We start from the raw sequence: 16,669 nt of genomic DNA, 5'->3' as shown, positions 1-16,669 counted from the left end.
GGTTAAAAGTATCAATCTTCTGGCTCACATCACACTATGCAGCTTTTATATACGGTAAACAGTCCTTACGCGCGCAAAGTGCGTATTGTGGCCATCGAAAAACATGTCGATCTGACCTTAACCGAGGTGGTGTTGTCGGCGCCGGATTGCCCGGTGAGCCAGCATAATCCCTTAGGTAAAGTGCCAGTGCTGGTGCTGGATGATGGCGATGCCTTGTATGATTCGCGCGTCATTGTTGAATACCTGGATCACCGTACGCCGGTGGCGCACCTGATTCCACAAGATCATTCAGCCAAAATTAAAGTACGCCGCTGGGAAGCCCTGGCGGATGGCATCTGTGATGCGGCAGTCGCGGTGATGCTGGAACAACGCAAACCAGAGGCACAACAGTCTGCCGGCTGGATTGAAAAGCAGTTTGCCAAGGTGACCGCTGGTTTGACCGCGCTGGATGAAAATTTGCTCAAAAAGAAGTGGTGTGTCAACGAAACCTTCAGCTTGGCCGATATTGCGCTGGGCACCGCCCTGGGTTACCTGGATTTGCGTTTTAAGAGTGTCCAGTGGGAAGGTAAATACTGGCAAGAGAAGTTTCCCAACCTGGCCAAGCATTATGGCGTGCTGGTGAAGCGCCCTAGCTTCAAACAAACCATGCCACAGCCCTAACCTGGCTTCATGACAGAGTGCCTGCTATCAATGCGGGTATTCTGCTTCGTTTTTCCTCTATTTTACGGTCTTGTTCCTGACGATAGTCACAGGGTGAGACGCTATTCGCCTAAGCCATTGTTCCGGTTTTGTTTTTCTCTGAAATTCCCATTTTTACCATTAACTATTCTTTACGCGTGCACTTTGTTAATTTATTATTGATAAACTAAATGATAATTGTTATCATTTAAAAATAAACAAGACAATGATGAATAAATTCTATGCAAGCTGTCAATGCGCCGGTTAAAAAAAGATTGCTCGAATTACTGGATGAGCTGATTGCTCATGATGGTTTCGGCAGCATCAAGGTGGATATTCGCTTGTTAAAACGTGGGCAAAAAGAAGTAATTATCGATTGCGGCAAGCAATACCGCTTTGTGGTCGACTTTGACGCCATCGTAGAAAAATAAGCAGAACTTATTCTCTCCATTTCAGTTTTACAACCATGCGAATATCAGCATGGAGATTGAAATACTCAACGGTGTGGGTCCGTGAGACTTAATTTTAGAGGTAGCGCGATGGCCTTCGAGAGGAAGGGGAACAAGCGCTCGTTGAGGAGAATTAAATTATGAAAGTTTCAGCGTTAATTATCGCTTTGGGTATGGCATTCAGCAGTTCTGCTTTTGCGACGACGGAAAAATGGGATTCAGCAACCCCTTGGGGTAGCGCCACTACTGCGCAATATGCAGAGTGGAATGTATTTTCTTATGTAGATCCTTTCGTTAAGCAAGACAATACACCTGACGTTGCATTGACTGGCGCCACTGCCACGCTGACCGAAACGTCTGGTACAAGCTTTATTACCGGCAGCCAGAATATTTACAGCTTCTCATCTCCAACTGCCTTCACAGCAACGTTAACTGGCGCCACTAGTGGTGTTTTTGATGTTTACCTGCGTGTGGCTGCATTTGGTGTGATGCCTTCATTGACTGCAACCTTAAACGGTACTTCTGCGACGGCAGTGACTCAGCTTTTAGGTACCACTAACAGTTCATTCGGTACTGTGGATGAAGGTGAGTACTACTGGAAATGGAGCAATGTCACAGCTTCGTCCTTGTATACCTTTAAATTCAACGCTTCTAGCTCAAGCATGAGCTTGGATCAGTTGGCATTGGCTACTGTTTCTGTTCCAACTGTGACACCTGTTCCAGAACCAGAAGCATTCAGCATGATGGCATTGGGCTTGGGCCTGATGGCATTTGCTGCACGCCGCTCTGCAAAAAAAGCCTAATTTAGCTTAGTGCGATGACAACAAAGGGGCTGATAAAGCCCCTTTGTTTTTATATACCGCTTATGAATGAAGTAGTGAACGCTTTATGATGACACGTCTCAACGATTACTGGCGATTGATAATAAAAAACACTTACGCTGTTTGCCAATGCGGTCTGGTCTGTTTAGTGTTGGTATTTTCGCTGCAGCATCAGGTGCTAGCAGCAGAAGATGCTGTGAAAGATAAAGAGTCTGACAAAGTTGAGAACTCTTCAGAAAATCTCGAACAACAGGCAGTCACGCCTAAACAGAATAAAAAAGCGGAGTTGGACGATGTTGATACCTTGCCTGAAGTGTCCGTCAAAGACGTCAGAGTAAAAGAGGATTCTGGGATTAACTCAACGCAATCCATTACAACAATTACCTCAGAACAATTACAACGCTCACAGTTCAGTAATATTTTTGAGGCAGTGCGATCCGTGCCTGGCGTTTCTACCTCTGGTGGACCACGTGCCAGCGGCATGACTTTCAGTATACGTGGCTTTGCGGATAACGAAGATGTTGTGGTTAAAGTAGATGGCGCACCGAAGGCTTTTGAGAAGTACCGAATGGGAGGGACTTTTATTGAGCCAGAGCTGCTTAGAAGTATTGAAGTGCAACGTGGGCCTCAAATTTCCAGTGGCTCTGGTGCCCTGGGCGGCACCATTATTGCGCAGACAAAAAATGCTGCCGACTTTTTGCGGCCGGGGCAAACCGTTGGTGCTAAAGCCAAATTCGGCTATGGCAATAATAATGATGAATATTCGCGCTCATACATGCTTTATGCACGCCCTCATGAGCGTATAGATATTCTTTACAATTACTCTAACCGTCAATCCAATAATATCACCCTGGCAGACAAAACTAAGCTCGACAATTCTGCCATTGAGTCAATCTCGCAGTTACTTAAAGTTTCAATCTTTCCTAGAGATGATCTGGAAATGATTACCTCTCTGGTGAAGTTTACTGATACAGGCATGCAGCCTTATGATGCCACTGGCGGCCAACCAGGGTTTTTTGGATATGTTCGTCGCGCGACTGATGATTTCAGTTGGACCGAAACTTTAAATTACACGCCGGACAATCCCTTGCTTAATCTGAAGGCAGTGTTTGCCGGGGGCTATACAAACTTACACGATCTTCTGAAACCTGGCTGGTCCAACATTAACCCCAGCAATAGTTTCTGTAATGGCATCATTTTTACACCTAATCCCAGTAATAAAACAATTTGTCCGGGTGACCTGAATGATTACTACAATTACAAAACCAGAACGATAGATTTGAGTAATACCGCTATCATTGCCAAAACTGACAATGTGGAGCTAAGCCTTCTGGCTGGCTGGCAATACAATAGTCGCGAGCGCGAAGTGTCAAGGTTCTATGAGAACAGTAATTCATCTGTCCAAGTGAATAGTTATCCCGGAGGGCAAAACCTCACTGCGCCATCAGGTAATCGGTCCTATAAGGCGTTTTATCTGCAGCCAAATATACAATGGGGGCAGCTCAATATTAAACCCGGTTACCGGCGAGATGATTATGAGGTGGAAGTTACTGGCGCACTCACGAAAAAGCGGCTGGCTCAATTTGGCCAGTCAGACAAAATAGAGTTTACTGCGGAGACTTTTAGTCTGGGTCTCGCTTATGACCTGTTCCGGCGTAATAGTCCTGAAAAATTGACGATTTATAGTAATTATGCGCAAGGATTCAGGCCGCCTTTGTTAGATGAGTATTTTACTGCTGGTGGTTTTGGCAGCAGATGCCTGTTTCCACAAACGCCGTCAACAATCTGTGGTGATTTATATAATTTGCAGAATTCCGAGTCAACTGAGGCAGGTATCAGTTATCAGAACCCAAGGCTATGGGGGACGAATGTTTTTCTGAGTAGCAAACTTAACTTTTACCATATCTATACTGGAAATTTATTTACTTCAATGCGCTATGATACCGCGCAAGGAAAATATACGCAGGATGGCTGGGAGCGGCGTAATGGCATAGAGTTTGAGAGTTTCCTGCAATACCAAGGGTGGTTTATGCGAGGATCTTACTCAAAAATCTCGGGTGAGTTGAACAATGGATTAACGGCTGTGCCTTTGTATACCGTTCCTGGCAATGCATTGAATATCAATATCGGTAAAGAAATTACGAGCAGTATTGATGCCAATCTGACTTTCCGTAAGATATCAGATCGTGATGTGATTTTGTCAGGGGACGGCAGCGCTTCTTCCCCTTATACCTATGGTATACAGAACGGTTATGTATTATGGAATGCGGGTGTTAACTGGCGAGCATCGCCGAATGTGACTTTGCGGTTGATTGGTGAGAATTTGACTAACAATCAATATCGATTTGACAACGCCATGGGAGGTTCGGGTATTCTTGGCCCCGGTCGTAATGTGAAGTTTTTTGCTGAACTCATGTATTAATCTTGCAAAAGAGCCGGTTAAAAAAAGCCCCAGAAAAATTCTGGGGCTTTTTTTACGGATGGCGAACTTAAGCTGCCCGGCGACGCGCTGATAAACCGATCAAAGCCAACCCTGTCAGTAGCAGGGCGTAAGTATCAGGTTCAGGCACAGTGGTTACATTGACCTGCCAGCCAATATCTTTGAAGGCGGCATAATCTAATAGGGTTGGTAGTTCACGGGTGCCTGGCGTTGTACTTGGATCCATCAATGTTTCCTGTGCCACGCCCTGATAGGTGCTCATGGTGTCATTGGCCCAATGGCTGCCATATTGATCAAGTGGCACGGCGCTGCCGTAAGCAGCAACGGAGGCAGCTCCGGTGAAGTAGCCGTTATCAATTTGTGCCAGCCAGGAGTCTGCTTCGCCGTAACCCAGAATGTGCCCAAGTTCATGTGTTGCTGTGGTCAGGAAGTCTGGGTGGCCAGCGGTCAGGCCGCTGGTATCGCTGCCAAAATACCAGTCATTGGCAGCATTGAACCAGATCATCCCGCCCCAAACTCCATAATCTGTTGCTGTTGATCCAGTGGTATTTTCTTGTCCACGTGTGGTGACTGCATCAATAAAGGTATCAGAACCACTGGCTATCAGATTGAATCCTGTGTTGGCAAAGCCCAGAACGCCGGGCGCAGAGTTTGAGCCGCCGACATAAATACGCAAGGTGTCCGCAGCAATATCGATATTGCTCAGTGTGATCAAGGGGCCGCCTAAGCTTGGATGCGTGATTTGCACCGACCAGCTATCGCCTGCTTGTGGTGTAATGGCGGTCAGGGCGTCTGTAAAGCCACTATAGAATGACGCAGCTTGCTCTAGTAAAGCCCTGCGTTCAGTCATCGGCGTGCCTGTCGTCAGGTCGGTAAAAAAGCCTCTGGTGTCATAAGTATAGTCAAACTCTATGGTCAAGGCATGTGCGGGCAGGGTGAGCAGCAAGCCTGCTGCCGTGAGTACTTTGTGTAATGATTTCATGTGGGCTTTCTTTCTCGTCGGCCAAGTATTAACAGTGACAGTCCGGCCATCAGTAATGCCCAGGTGTTCGGTTCAGGCACCGTTGACAGTGGTGTGACTGAACCAAGCCCTGCGCCATATACATTTTGGAGTGCCGTGATCATCATGCTATCTAATGGGAAAGTGGGGCCGGTATATGCAGCATTTGCTATTGTGTCGTCAGGCGACTCATCTGCATTGATGTAATGACCCATGCCTAAAGAGTGTCCAAGTTCATGTTGGGCAACTGAATAGAAGATTGTTTGCGTCCAGCCCAGGCCAAAACGCTGGCCATTAAAGACGACATCACCAGCCAGTCCATTGGCCGCTGTATTTTGTGGAAAATAAGCGTAGGCATTTGCATCGCTGATGTAAGGGACGACACCGATACGGATATCTGCCAAGCCTGTGGGATCGTATTGCCCGGTTTCCGGCAATGGGCCGCCGGCGTCAGCAACTTCAATAAAGTGAATGGGTAAGACTGCAGCATAGTCAGCAAACGCCTGTTCAAATGCGCTGCGCATGATGTCTACTGAAAGCGATTGCCCATTGGTGCTGATCACGCCGCCGTCGAACAGATTGCTGAAGCTGTAGGTCAGCGTGATGTCTGAGCCTATGCCATTAGGCTGTGGCCAACTCGCGTACATAGGATAGTAACCACCCCACGCGGTGCCAGAGAGCAGGCATGTCAGTAGCGATGCGTTTCGTATACGTTTCAACCAGGGGCTCATCGCTGCCCCCTGCTTCTTTTCGCGGCAAATATGCATGCCAGTGAAATCAGTACGCCGTGAATGCGTGTCATGTGAACCTCTCCTCATTATTTTATAAATCCTTTGGGAATCTATATGCTAATTGATAATGAGAATGATTGTCAATTTCAACTATAGGTGGCAATAGGCATTGAGATTATGCGACATGGGTGAGCAATGATGCTGAATTAAAAGCTTTGTCGATTGCTGAGGCAGGGTATAAGTGAGTGAACACTTTTGTAGCTGGTGAAGCTGTCCGCTGCAACATATATAGATATCAGGCAGCAGGGCGGGGCGTACAGTATTGTTACAGGAATTTTCTGATTAAGCAGACAATTCCTGCACGTGCATAGGGATTACAGCGGCGGTATGTCGTCGTCAGCCAGCAATTGCAGGTTGTTTTTATGACGCAGGGTTTGCCGTTCATTCAGGCGTTTTTGCGCCGGGCTAGGGAAGTCAGTAAAGCTGATCAGGCTGCGATCAATCAATATGCTGATTAAGTCTTCCAGCACACGTGCCAACTGGATATCACTTTCACGAAAGGTGTGATGTTTTTTTAGCTCATCATCCAGAAAACACAGATATTCGGTATCTGCATTATCAATTTCAACCCAGTCTGCGGCCACTTGCGTATCTGGGCTTGTCGCAATAATTGCACCTTCTTTATTTTTTAATACGTAGGCCATTAGGTGTCATTCCTCGTCACTTGGCGTTCATTTTGATTATATTATGCAAGCAGAAGCAATAACCATGCCTTGCGAATGGGTTAAATGGCGCCGGTAATAATGCCGCCGCCCAGGCAGACATTACTTTCATACACCACCACGCTCTGACCAGGGGTGATGGCCCACTGGTGCTGGCCAAAGCGAATGGTGGCTTCTTCAGCATTCACCGCATCCACTTCACAAGGCGCATCGGGTTGGCGGTAACGTGTTTTGGCCGCATATACCCAGTTAGTTTGAGGCTCTTCACCGCTGATCCAATGTAACTGGCCCGCTTTTAAACCATCGCTTTGCAGCAGTGGGTGGTCATGACCTTGCACGACAATCAACTCGTTATCCGCCATATGCTTGGCGGCAACAAACCATGGCTCGCCATTGCTCTCGCGGCTACCGCCAATTTTAAGGCCCTGGCGCTGGCCGATGGTGTAATACATCAAGCCTTCGTGTTCACCAACCACTTTGCCTTCAGGCGTGCGCATGATGCCAGGATGGCGCGGTAAATAGCGTTGCAAAAACTCCTGGAACGGACGTTCGCCAATAAAGCAAATACCGGTGGAATCCTTTTTTTCTGCATTGGCCAGGCCATGCTCACGTGCAATTTCACGCACTTCACGTTTGAGGTGTTTACCCAGTGGAAACAGTGTTTTTGAAAGCTGTGCCTGATTCAGGCGCGACAAAAAGTAACTTTGGTCTTTACTGCCGTCATCGGCTTTGAGCAGTTGAAAGTTGCCAGGTTGAATCGGGTTTTCACGTACTTGCGCATAGTGGCCGGTGGCGATCAAATCCGCCCCCATGCCCATGGCATGGTCTAAAAATGCCTTGAATTTGATTTCGGCATTACACAGAATATCCGGATTAGGCGTGCGGCCAGCCTGGTATTCCTGTAAAAAGTTAGCGAACACTCGCTCTTTATACTCGGCGCTAAAATTCACGGTTTCGATGTCGATACCGATCTTGTCAGCCGCCGAAACGGCATCAATTAAATCCTGGCGTGAAGAACAGTATTCGTCAGTATCATCGTCTTCCCAGTTCTTCATAAACAAACCGGTGACCTGGTAGCCTTGTTGTTTCAACAACAAGGCCGTGACGGAGGAATCTACGCCGCCGGACAATCCGACGATGACATGTGGCTTACTCATAATGCTTGGCCCAAATGCTTCAAAATGTCTAAAGAATAACGTTTACCTGCCAGGTAATCCTGCACACACAATAACACTTGCGGACTACGCATCAGCTCGCCTTCCGCAGCGATCTCGGCTTCAGATTTCCACACCGTGCGGAGTATGCCATCGTCCAATGCCTGCGCTGGGTAATGCGCGCCCAGCTTGCCGGTAAAGGCAAAGCGCAAATAGGTAATACCATTGAGCGGATGTTGCCAGTGGTAAATGCCCACCAATGCTTCAGGCGTGAAGTCGTAAGCGGTTTCTTCCAGCGTCTCACGGATCGCCGCAGCGATAATCGTCTCATTTTCTTCCAGGTGCCCGGCAGGCTGGTTAAAGCGGTTGCCACGGTCTGTGGTTTCCTCAACCAGCAAAAACTTGCCGTCCTGTTCAATGATGGCAGCCACGGTGACGTTAGGCTTCCATTGCTGGGAGGATTTCGATGGATTTGAAGCGGAGGAATTCAAAATACGCAGGTTTCGTTAAAAGCGCTATTTTACCGCTAAGTGATTGATTGGGGGAGGGTTAATTTAGCTGTGTGCGATTGTTTTACTATGCGGCTCCAGCGAGTTGCGGAAACAACCCGGTCAACCCATGCGCGATAAATTCCACCGACATTGCCGCCAGAATCAGCCCCATCAAGCGCGTAACAATATTGATACCTATGGTGCCGAGGTAGTGTGTAATACCATCGGCGAGTTGCAATAATCCCCAGATAAACAGTGCAATGAGTGCAATCGGTAGCATCAGGCTGATGTGCCCCCAAAAGCCGGGATGCTGTTGTGCGGTAAGAATCATGCTGGAAATTGCCCCTGGCCCGGCCAGTAGCGGGATGCTGAGCGGCACAATTGCAATTACCTCACGCTCGCTTAAGTCTTGTGCTTCTTCGGCGGTTTGGCGTGTGCCGCTTTGTTTGCCATGCATCATCGAGATCGAAATCAGCAGGAGTAAGATGCCGCCGCCGACTTGAAACGAGGGAATGGTGATGCCGAAGAAATCCAGAATCAGGTCACCAATAAAAGCGGAGACACCTAATACAATCATGACGGTGATCGCTACCGTGCGTGCGGTGCGCGCCCGTTCAGCCTTGCTCCAGCCGCTGGTGGCGCTGATAAAGATCGGCAGGCTGCCAATCGGATTGACAATGGCGATGAGGGCAATTGCGACTTTGAGCAGGTAGGCGTATTCAGTCATGGCCGATGATAATGTTAAGGTGCTCAAAGCTTGCCTGAAAACAATAGCCTTGGCAAATGACCAAGGCGATGCATTTAGGCCGGGCGTTTGTCGAAGAAAGTAACCGGCTGCGGTGGTGCAATTTGCAAAATATGCTTGCGCACTTTGCCCATGACATGCATTTCGCATGGTTTGCAGTCAAATTTGAGCGTATAGCGATCGTTGCCGCTGATAAGCGTCATCGGCTCTGCCGTCACTGTGCCTTGTACGCCAATCACGCCTTTAGCCTCTTTTGGACACAAGCCGTGGCTAAAGCGTAAACAGTGTTTGGTGATCATGACCGGCACTTCGTCCAGCTCTTCATTGGCTTCATAGGCGCTGGCGATCAGTTTGACGCCGTGCTTGTGATAAAAGTCGCGTGCTTTCTGGTTGTAGACGTTGGCCAGGTAGCTCAGGCTATCTTGCGGGTAAATGGCTGGTGGTTCGGCCGTAGCGCGTAGTGGCGGGCGCTCATAGCCCATGGTTCTGATTTCCAGCAATTGTTCAACAGCATCACGGCGTAATTGATTAACGGCGGAAGCTGGTAAAAACCAGAATTGAGTGAGTTCCAGGCTGATTTCTCTGGCAACAAAGTCGGTATTGCCTAGTTTGGCTAGATTCTCCCTGAGCGAGGCTTCGGCTTTTTGCGTGTCGTTAGCAAGCTGTTTCTCGGCATCGTATTGAGCCGTGGCGCTAAAGCCTTGTTCGTCATTCAGTGTGAGTGCAAAGCCATCTTTGGTTTCGTAAAACACAGCATCCAGTGCGATTTTGCGTGTGGCTGAGTCTTTTTCCAGTAAGCGCATAAACGCATGGTCGCGGTTGCGATACAGTTGCGTATTGTTGCGGATATCCGCTGGCATTTCGTTTGGAAACAGGCGGTACGTGTATTTGTCCAGTGCCTGTACCGTGTTCACACGCAAGCCGACCAACTCTTTATGCACATCAAAAAAGCAGACGCCGTCACCATTGTGCAATGCAATGTCAGTGGCCACATCGATAAAATCCTTACCGACTTTGCGTACCGTACCCAATGTTTCTCCCGAGAATTTTGGAGTATCAAACGCACCAATATCCGCCTGGCGGCCATTGGCAAAATAATCGGTGGCACTACGGTTAAAGGTTTTTTCCGGCTGCGGCGTGAAGGTGTAAGTAGCGTGACCGGCGGAAGATTTAGCGTATTGCGGCATCTCTTCCAGAATCTCGTCCAGCAACTCGCGATAATGCGCCGTGGCATTTTTGACATAAGGCAGGTCTTTGTAGCGACCTTCAATCTTGAAGCTGCTCACGCCCGCTGCGATCAGGGCGCGCAGGTTGGCACTCTGGTCGTTATCTTTCATCGACAAATAATGTTTGTCTTTGCCGATGATGCGGCCTTTCTGGTCTTCCAGCGTATAAGGCAAGCGGCATTCCTGCGAGCATTCGCCACGGTTGGCGCTACGCCCCGTATGCGCGTGACTGATAAAGCACTGACCGCTAAACGCCACACATAGTGCGCCGTGGATAAAGTATTCCAGATTGGCTGTGGTCGCGTCTGCGATTTTTCTCACCGTGGCAATATCCAGCTCACGCGCCAGCACAATCTGGCTAAAGCCTACCTGGTCCAGAAACTGTGCTTTTTCAACGGTGCGGATATCGGTTTGGGTGCTGGCATGTAGCTGGATAGGTGGTAAATCCAGTTCCAGCAAGCCCATGTCCTGCACAATCAGGGCGTCGACGCCGCTGTCATACAGTTGATGCACCAGCTGGCGCACGCCTTCAAGCTCGTTATCGTGAAAGATGGTATTCAGTGCGACAAACACTTCGGCATGAAATTTATGCGCATGTTGCACCAGGCGCGCAATGTCCTGCACCGTATTCGGCGCCTTGGCGCGCGCACCAAAGGCCGGGCCGCCGATATACACCGCATCGGCGCCGTGATTAATGGCTTCAATGCCGTAATCGGCATTTTTGGCCGGGGCGAGCAGTTCGAGATGTTTGCGGGTTTTTTGCATGGATTATGCATATAAATCAATAAGATGCGAACTATATCACAAAGCGGCGTTTGACAGGTAAAGGTTGAGGTGTTACCTTGGTAACACTTTTGTATATGAAAGGCCCTGCAATGGCTACAACCAGTTTAAAGCTTTCGGAAGAACTTAAAGAGCGCGTGGCGAAACTTGCAGAAGCGAGTGGCAAAAGTGCGCATGCATTCATGGTGGATGCGATCGCGACGGAGGCTCAGCGCATCGAAGAAGATCAAGCATTTTTGGCGCGTGCAGAAGCTTCGCTCAAACATTACAAAGAAACTGGTATTTCTTACGCTGCAGAGGATGTGCATGCTTACATCTATGCAAAGCTCAAGGGTGAACCACTGCCAGCGCTTATCCCGGTAAGAGATAAGAAATAATGGTTGCTAAAGCCACACTTGAATACTCGTTAGAGTCACAAAGTGACCTTCTCAGATTAAGTCTTTTTCTGTTTGAAAAAGATCCAGAAGCGGCCTTGGACGTATTTGAAATTATCAAAAGTGCGATAGCAATGCTTGCAGACCACCCGTTGGCCGGTCGCTTAGTCGGACTTGCATTGAGAGAGCTAGTGATTTCTCACGGAAGGACTGGATATGTGGCCAGCTACCATTACGACAGGCTGGAACATAAAGTACTCATTCTTGCGATCAAACACCAGCGGGAAAATGATTACCATTAGTCGCATGCACATGGTGTTACCTACTGCCGCTCAAGTCATGGAACTCAACGCTCTTGAAAAATAATAGCCAGCCTTTATCAAATCAACTTCTTCTGTCTCGCTCCCTGCAAGCCGTCTGGCATCCTTGCACGCAAATGAAACACCACGAACGTTACCCGCTGGTGCCTATTGCCCGCGGCGAAGGTGCATGGCTGTTCGATAGCGAAGGCAAAGCTTATCTGGATGCGGTGAGTAGCTGGTGGGTGAATCTGTTTGGGCATAACCAGCCGGTGATTAAAGATGCGATCAAAGCGCAGCTTGATCAGTTGGAGCACGTGATGCTGGCCGGGTTTACACATGCGCCCGTCGTTGAGTTGTCAGAAAAACTTGCCGCGTTAACAGGCTTGGGCCACGCGTTTTATGGCTCAGACGGCGCCAGTGCTACCGAGATTGCGCTCAAAATGAGTTTTCATTATTGGCGCAATATTGGGCAGCCGCAAAAAACCAAATTTATCAGCCTGCAAAACAGTTATCACGGCGAAACATTAGGGGCGCTTAGTGTCACTGATGTAGCGATTTTTAAAGATACCTATGCGCCATTGATTCTACAATCGGCGCAAATGCCGAGTCCGGATAGTCGTTTGGCTGAATCAGGTGAATCAGACGAGGCTTACGCTTTACGTTGTGCCGAGGCTCTGGAAACGTATGTGGCTGAGCATCATGCCGAATTAGCCGCGTTTATTATTGAGCCGCTGGTACAAGGTGCTGCGGGCATGGCAATGTATCACCCGGTGTATTTGCAGCGGGCGCGTGAAATTTGCAGCTGTTACCAGGTGCATATCATCGCTGATGAAATCGCCGTCGGTTTTGGCCGCACCGGCACTTTGTTTGCATGTGAGCAAGCGGGTGAGCGCGTGAGTGATATTGCGGATTTTATCTGCCTTTCAAAAGGTATTACCGGCGGTTATTTGCCGCTGTCGGTGGTGCTGACGACCGATAAGGTTTATCAGGCCTTTTATCATGACCAGACAGTAAAAGGTTTTTTGCATAGTCATAGCTACACCGGCAATCCCTTGGCGTGTGCTGCCGCATTGGCAACCTTGAAACTGTTTGAAACGCGTGATGTACTTGGTGATAACCAGCACACTGCGCAGCAATTATGGTCGGCGGCCACAGGATATGATTTGCCGCTGGGGCATGTGCGGCAACGCGGCATGATTACTGCATTTGAAGTGGATACCCGGAACCAGCAATTTGCCCGTGACTGCTATGCCACTGCCTTGAAGCATGGCTTGCTGTTAAGGCCGATAGGCAACACGGTGTACTGGATGCCGCCCTATTGTCTGACCGCAGCCGATATTGCGCATCTGGTACAAACAACGCGAGCCGCCATCGTGGAGAGCTTGTAATGCGCTGGCTGCTGATATTGTGTGGTTGCTGGGTGACCGTGGCCCGCGCTGTGTTACCAACCAACTTGCAAGAGGCGTTAAACAAAGCACAATTGCCTGCTGATAGCGTGGCAGTCGTGGTGCAGCCTGTGGATGGCGGCGGGCCTATCATCAGCCATAATGCCGCCAAAGCCATGAATCCGGCCAGCGTGATGAAGCTGGTCACCACATATGCAGCACTTGAAGCACTCACGCCCGCTTACCGCTGGAAAACAGAGGTTTATCGCAATGGCACACTGAATCAGGGCGTGCTCGATGGTGATTTAATCATCAAGGGCTATGGCGACCCCGCATTGAATATCACTGAGTTTTGGCGCCTGTTGCAACAAGTGCAGCAGCAAGGCATCCGTCAGGTCAAAGGCAATCTCATTCTGGACTTGTCCGTGTATGCGCCAGAAGTCAGCCAGCGGCCCGTGCTGGACGACGAGCCCTGGCGTGCCTATAACGCTAATCCGAGCGCCTTGTTGCTCAATGGCCGCAACACCAGTTTCCGTTTTTCTGTGGCAAATGCAGGCAATAAGCCCGCAGTGCAAATCTCGCAAGAATTCGAGTTGCCGCAAATCCGTGTGATTAATACCATGCAGACTCGCAAAGGGGCGTGTAACGATTGGCGTGGCGACTTGCATTACAGCATCACGCCGCAAGCGGATGGCGTGACGGTGGCGTTTAGTGGTACCTTGCCTGACCAGTGCGATGAGCGCTACCTGGAGCTAAGCGTGCTTAGCGACACGCAATATGTATTTTTCAGCTTTAAAAAATTGTGGGCGCAATTGGGTGGGCAGTTCAACGGCCAGTTAGTGCTGGCGCCAGCGACGGACGCCAATACACTGGTGACGACCTGGTTATCTCCACCTTTGGATAGCGTGGTGCGCGATATCAATAAGTGGAGCAATAATGTGATGGCGCGCCAGTTGCTGCTGACCATCGGGCAAGAGGCTGGATTTACTCCAGCAGATGAGGCAGGTGCGGCATTGGCGCTTAAACAGGTCTTGCGTCAGCGTGGCTTGCAGTTCCCTGAGCTGGTGCTGGAAAATGGTTCCGGCTTATCGCGCAATGAGCGTATCAGTGCGGAACATTTGGCACAGTTGCTCGTCACAGCCTACCAGCGCCCGCTGATGCCGGTACTTATGGCATCTATGCCCATACTCGGCATGGACGGCACTACCAAAAAGCGCTTGGCAGAGGGGAGTAGCAAAGGCATGGCTTACCTCAAAACTGGCTCGCTGGAGGGGGTGAGCAGCATTGCGGGGTATGTGCAGGATATGGCTGGTAAACGTTATGTGCTGGTGGTGATTGCCAATCACGCGCGTGCTTCTGCAGTCCGCACGGTGCAGGATGCCTTGCTTAAACAATTGATTGAAGGCCGTTAGCCTGTGTCTGATAATTTGACGTTAAAAACGCGTAAAATAATGGTCGTTTTCTGGGAGTAAACAAGTGAAATCTGCAATCAAACTAATCGGTCTCAGCGTATTGCTGCTGGCCATGACAGGTTGCCAAGCGCAATCTAACTCGTCAAATACGAAGGAATCTGCACAAATGTCTGCCAATGTGACTGAATTACAAAAAATTGATACGGTGGTCGGTTCAGGTCGCGAAGCTGAAGTCGGCTTTAACGTCACCGTGCATTACACCGGCTGGCTGTACGACGCCAGCAAAGAAGACCACAAAGGCCAAAAATTCGACAGCAGCCTGGACCGTAATTCGCCATTCAATTTCTTTTTAGGTGGCAGCCAGGTCATCGAGGGTTGGGATGTCGGTGTGCAAGGCATGAAAGTGGGAGGCAAGCGTACGCTGATTATTCCTTCTGACATGGGCTATGGCGCACGTGGTGCAGGTGGCGTGATTCCACCGAATGCGGCCTTGGTGTTTGATGTTGAACTACTGGGCGTGAAATAAAAAATTTCTAGTTTCGTCGCCATACGTTGTTGCAAGCTCAAAAAATCTCGCTTACATACGTGATGTATGCCGCGCGATCTTTTTTTGAACTTGCGCCTAGTCTGGCTTAGAAACTGAAAATTTTTCCCGTTGTCGGGTACGTTTTTATACTTGTGAAATGAGAGTCTAAATGCAAGTCCAAGTGAAATGGATAGATGGTGTCAGTTTTGTCGGTGAATCCGAAACGGGTCATGCCGTGGTATTAGACGGCGCGCCTGAAAATGGCGGCCGCAATATTGGTATGCGCCCAATGGAAATGTTGCTGATAGGCATGGGCGCGTGTACTTCGTTTGATGTGGTGACCATCTTGAAAAAGTCCCGTCAGCCGATTGTCGATTGTGTAGCCGAGATTCAGGCGGAACGTGCTGACACGGTGCCTAAGGTATTCACCAAAATTCACGTGCATTTTGTGGTGACCGGTGAAGGTTTGAATGAGTCACAGGTGGAGCGTGCAGTGAAACTGTCTGCTGAGAAGTATTGCTCAGCCAGCATCATGCTGCAAAAAGCGTGTGAGATTACGCACGGTTATGAAATCAAAGCGCCCAGCTTTGAGTGAGCTTGATTAACGGAGCATTGCATGAGCATTCCTAAAGGCATGGTAGGCATCCGCCATGTGGCCTTGTTTATCAAAGAGCTTGAGTCTGCGATTGATTTTTATACGCGGATTGTCGGTATGCACATTGAGTGGCAGCCTGATCCGGACAATATTTATTTAAGCAATCATGGCGATGTGTTTGCCTTGCATCGCGTAGATTACAAAGCAGACCCATTACAGCGCCTGGATCATATCGGCTTCGTGCTGACAGATGCGCAGGCCGTGGATGACTGGTATGCGCATATGGTCGCCAATGGGGTGCGGATTACCGAGGTGCCAAAAAGTCATCGCGATGGTTCGCGCGGGTTTTATTGCCTGGACAGTGTAGGGCATTTGCTGGAGTTTATTTATCACCCGCCGATTACGCGCCATTTGCAAAGTGCATGATGTCTGGTGTGTCGGCACATTGACCTTGCCAGATAGTAAAAAAGCCTCCAACGATTGGAGGCTTTTTTATGGCTGCTTGTGCGGGCTTATTCGGTCACAAGCTTGATTGAAAGCGTTTGCTCTTTATCCAGCACATTGAGCAGGCGATCAATATTCGGGTGTTTGCCCGGGTGGTCTTCGGCGTCCTCTGTGTGCTCGGCGTAAAGCGCCAGGCCTTCTACCGCTGCATCGGTATTGATCTCACCAAACACCTTGAACAAGTGATGATAGACCTTGATGGAGCCCTGGGTGCCTGGCTTGTTTTCAAGCACACCAACTGGCTGGTTGTTTTCATCATACAGTTCAATGCGTTTCACGTGATCGGCATTGTCCAGTGTGAGGAGGTTGTCACTAAATTTTTGCATGGTTG

Annotated in this window: 19 protein-coding genes; 11 read left to right on the top strand and 8 right to left on the bottom strand. The window is 49.2% G+C overall.

The features are described 5' to 3' along the window. Positions 1–36 precede the first annotated feature (36 nt). From MET42_RS0112550 to MET42_RS0112535, 4 genes are all read left to right on the top strand, one after another. Positions 37–660, top strand: coding sequence for a glutathione S-transferase family protein (locus tag MET42_RS0112550; RefSeq protein ID WP_019883401.1), 624 nt, complete (start codon positions 37–39; stop codon positions 658–660). A 260-nt stretch (positions 661–920) separates the two neighbouring features. Further along, complete coding sequence (locus MET42_RS0112545) at positions 921–1,109, top strand: hypothetical protein (protein ID WP_019883400.1); 189 nt, start codon at positions 921–923, stop codon at positions 1,107–1,109. Positions 1,110–1,267: 158 nt separating this feature from the next. Then, positions 1,268–1,930, top strand: coding sequence for a PEP-CTERM sorting domain-containing protein (locus MET42_RS0112540; protein ID WP_019883399.1), 663 nt, complete (start codon positions 1,268–1,270; stop codon positions 1,928–1,930). An 85-nt stretch (positions 1,931–2,015) separates the two neighbouring features. Beyond that, positions 2,016–4,370: a TonB-dependent receptor domain-containing protein gene (locus MET42_RS0112535; protein ID WP_232411565.1), complete on the top strand. Its 2,355-nt coding sequence runs from the start codon at positions 2,016–2,018 to the stop codon at positions 4,368–4,370. Between the two features lie 67 nt (positions 4,371–4,437). On the opposite strand, the gene MET42_RS0112530 is transcribed toward MET42_RS0112535, so the two are convergent. From MET42_RS0112530 to MET42_RS0112500, 7 genes are all read right to left on the bottom strand, one after another. Beyond that, positions 4,438–5,370: a PEP-CTERM sorting domain-containing protein gene (locus MET42_RS0112530; protein ID WP_019883397.1), complete on the bottom strand. Its 933-nt coding sequence runs from the start codon at positions 5,368–5,370 to the stop codon at positions 4,438–4,440. Continuing rightward, positions 5,367–6,035, bottom strand: coding sequence for a PEP-CTERM sorting domain-containing protein (locus tag MET42_RS0112525; RefSeq protein WP_019883396.1), 669 nt, complete (start codon positions 6,033–6,035; stop codon positions 5,367–5,369). Before MET42_RS0112525 ends, MET42_RS0112530 begins: the two co-directional genes overlap by 4 nt. A gap of 458 nt (positions 6,036–6,493) precedes the next feature. After that, positions 6,494–6,823, bottom strand: coding sequence for a hypothetical protein (locus MET42_RS0112520; RefSeq protein ID WP_019883395.1), 330 nt, complete (start codon positions 6,821–6,823; stop codon positions 6,494–6,496). Positions 6,824–6,903: 80 nt separating this feature from the next. Beyond that, the gene (mnmA, locus tag MET42_RS0112515; RefSeq protein WP_019883394.1) at positions 6,904–7,998 is read right to left on the bottom strand and encodes a tRNA 2-thiouridine(34) synthase MnmA; all 1,095 of its coding nucleotides are present in this window, start codon (positions 7,996–7,998) and stop codon (positions 6,904–6,906) included. After that, positions 7,995–8,426 (bottom strand): NUDIX hydrolase, encoded by a 432-nt coding sequence (locus MET42_RS0112510; protein WP_019883393.1) that lies wholly within the window; start codon positions 8,424–8,426, stop codon positions 7,995–7,997. Before MET42_RS0112510 ends, mnmA begins: the two co-directional genes overlap by 4 nt. A 145-nt stretch (positions 8,427–8,571) precedes the next feature. After that, the gene (locus MET42_RS0112505) at positions 8,572–9,213 is read right to left on the bottom strand and encodes a YchE family NAAT transporter (protein ID WP_019883392.1); all 642 of its coding nucleotides are present in this window, start codon (positions 9,211–9,213) and stop codon (positions 8,572–8,574) included. A 74-nt stretch (positions 9,214–9,287) separates the two neighbouring features. Then, the gene (locus MET42_RS0112500; RefSeq protein ID WP_019883390.1) at positions 9,288–11,222 is read right to left on the bottom strand and encodes a U32 family peptidase; all 1,935 of its coding nucleotides are present in this window, start codon (positions 11,220–11,222) and stop codon (positions 9,288–9,290) included. 110 nt (positions 11,223–11,332) lie between these two features. Between MET42_RS0112500 and MET42_RS0112495 the strand changes: the two genes are divergently transcribed. The 7 genes from MET42_RS0112495 (at position 11,333) to MET42_RS0112465 (ending at position 16,260) form a co-directional block, all read left to right on the top strand. Beyond that, positions 11,333–11,617, top strand: a complete 285-nt coding sequence (locus MET42_RS0112495; protein WP_019883389.1) for a CopG family ribbon-helix-helix protein — start codon at positions 11,333–11,335, stop codon at positions 11,615–11,617. Beyond that, positions 11,617–11,916 carry a type II toxin-antitoxin system RelE/ParE family toxin gene (locus tag MET42_RS0112490; RefSeq protein WP_019883388.1) on the top strand — a complete coding sequence of 100 codons (300 nt, stop codon included), beginning with the start codon at positions 11,617–11,619 and terminating at the stop codon, positions 11,914–11,916. Before MET42_RS0112495 ends, MET42_RS0112490 begins: the two co-directional genes overlap by 1 nt. A 134-nt stretch (positions 11,917–12,050) precedes the next feature. Then, on the top strand, positions 12,051–13,304 hold the full coding sequence (bioA, locus tag MET42_RS0112485) for an adenosylmethionine--8-amino-7-oxononanoate transaminase (RefSeq protein ID WP_019883387.1): 1,254 nt from the start codon (positions 12,051–12,053) through the stop codon (positions 13,302–13,304). After that, the gene (gene dacB, locus MET42_RS0112480) at positions 13,304–14,713 is read left to right on the top strand and encodes a D-alanyl-D-alanine carboxypeptidase/D-alanyl-D-alanine-endopeptidase (protein WP_019883386.1); all 1,410 of its coding nucleotides are present in this window, start codon (positions 13,304–13,306) and stop codon (positions 14,711–14,713) included. Before bioA ends, dacB begins: the two co-directional genes overlap by 1 nt. A 112-nt stretch (positions 14,714–14,825) precedes the next feature. Beyond that, positions 14,826–15,239: an FKBP-type peptidyl-prolyl cis-trans isomerase gene (locus MET42_RS0112475; protein WP_198289772.1), complete on the top strand. Its 414-nt coding sequence runs from the start codon at positions 14,826–14,828 to the stop codon at positions 15,237–15,239. A gap of 169 nt (positions 15,240–15,408) precedes the next feature. Further along, positions 15,409–15,834, top strand: coding sequence for an OsmC family protein (locus tag MET42_RS0112470; protein ID WP_019883384.1), 426 nt, complete (start codon positions 15,409–15,411; stop codon positions 15,832–15,834). A 21-nt stretch (positions 15,835–15,855) separates the two neighbouring features. Then, positions 15,856–16,260, top strand: coding sequence for a VOC family protein (locus MET42_RS0112465; RefSeq protein ID WP_019883383.1), 405 nt, complete (start codon positions 15,856–15,858; stop codon positions 16,258–16,260). 86 nt (positions 16,261–16,346) lie between these two features. Here the strand turns inward: MET42_RS0112465 and MET42_RS0112460 are convergent, their stop codons facing one another. Next, entirely contained in the window at positions 16,347–16,664 is a 318-nt protein-coding gene (locus MET42_RS0112460) for a DUF2322 family protein (protein ID WP_019883382.1), read from the bottom strand. Positions 16,665–16,669: the final 5 nt, after the last annotated feature.

The organism is Methylophilus sp. 42, from assembly GCF_000384155.1.
Classification (GTDB): Bacteria; Pseudomonadota; Gammaproteobacteria; order Burkholderiales; family Methylophilaceae; genus Methylophilus.
This window is presented reverse-complemented; position numbering and strand designations above follow the sequence as displayed.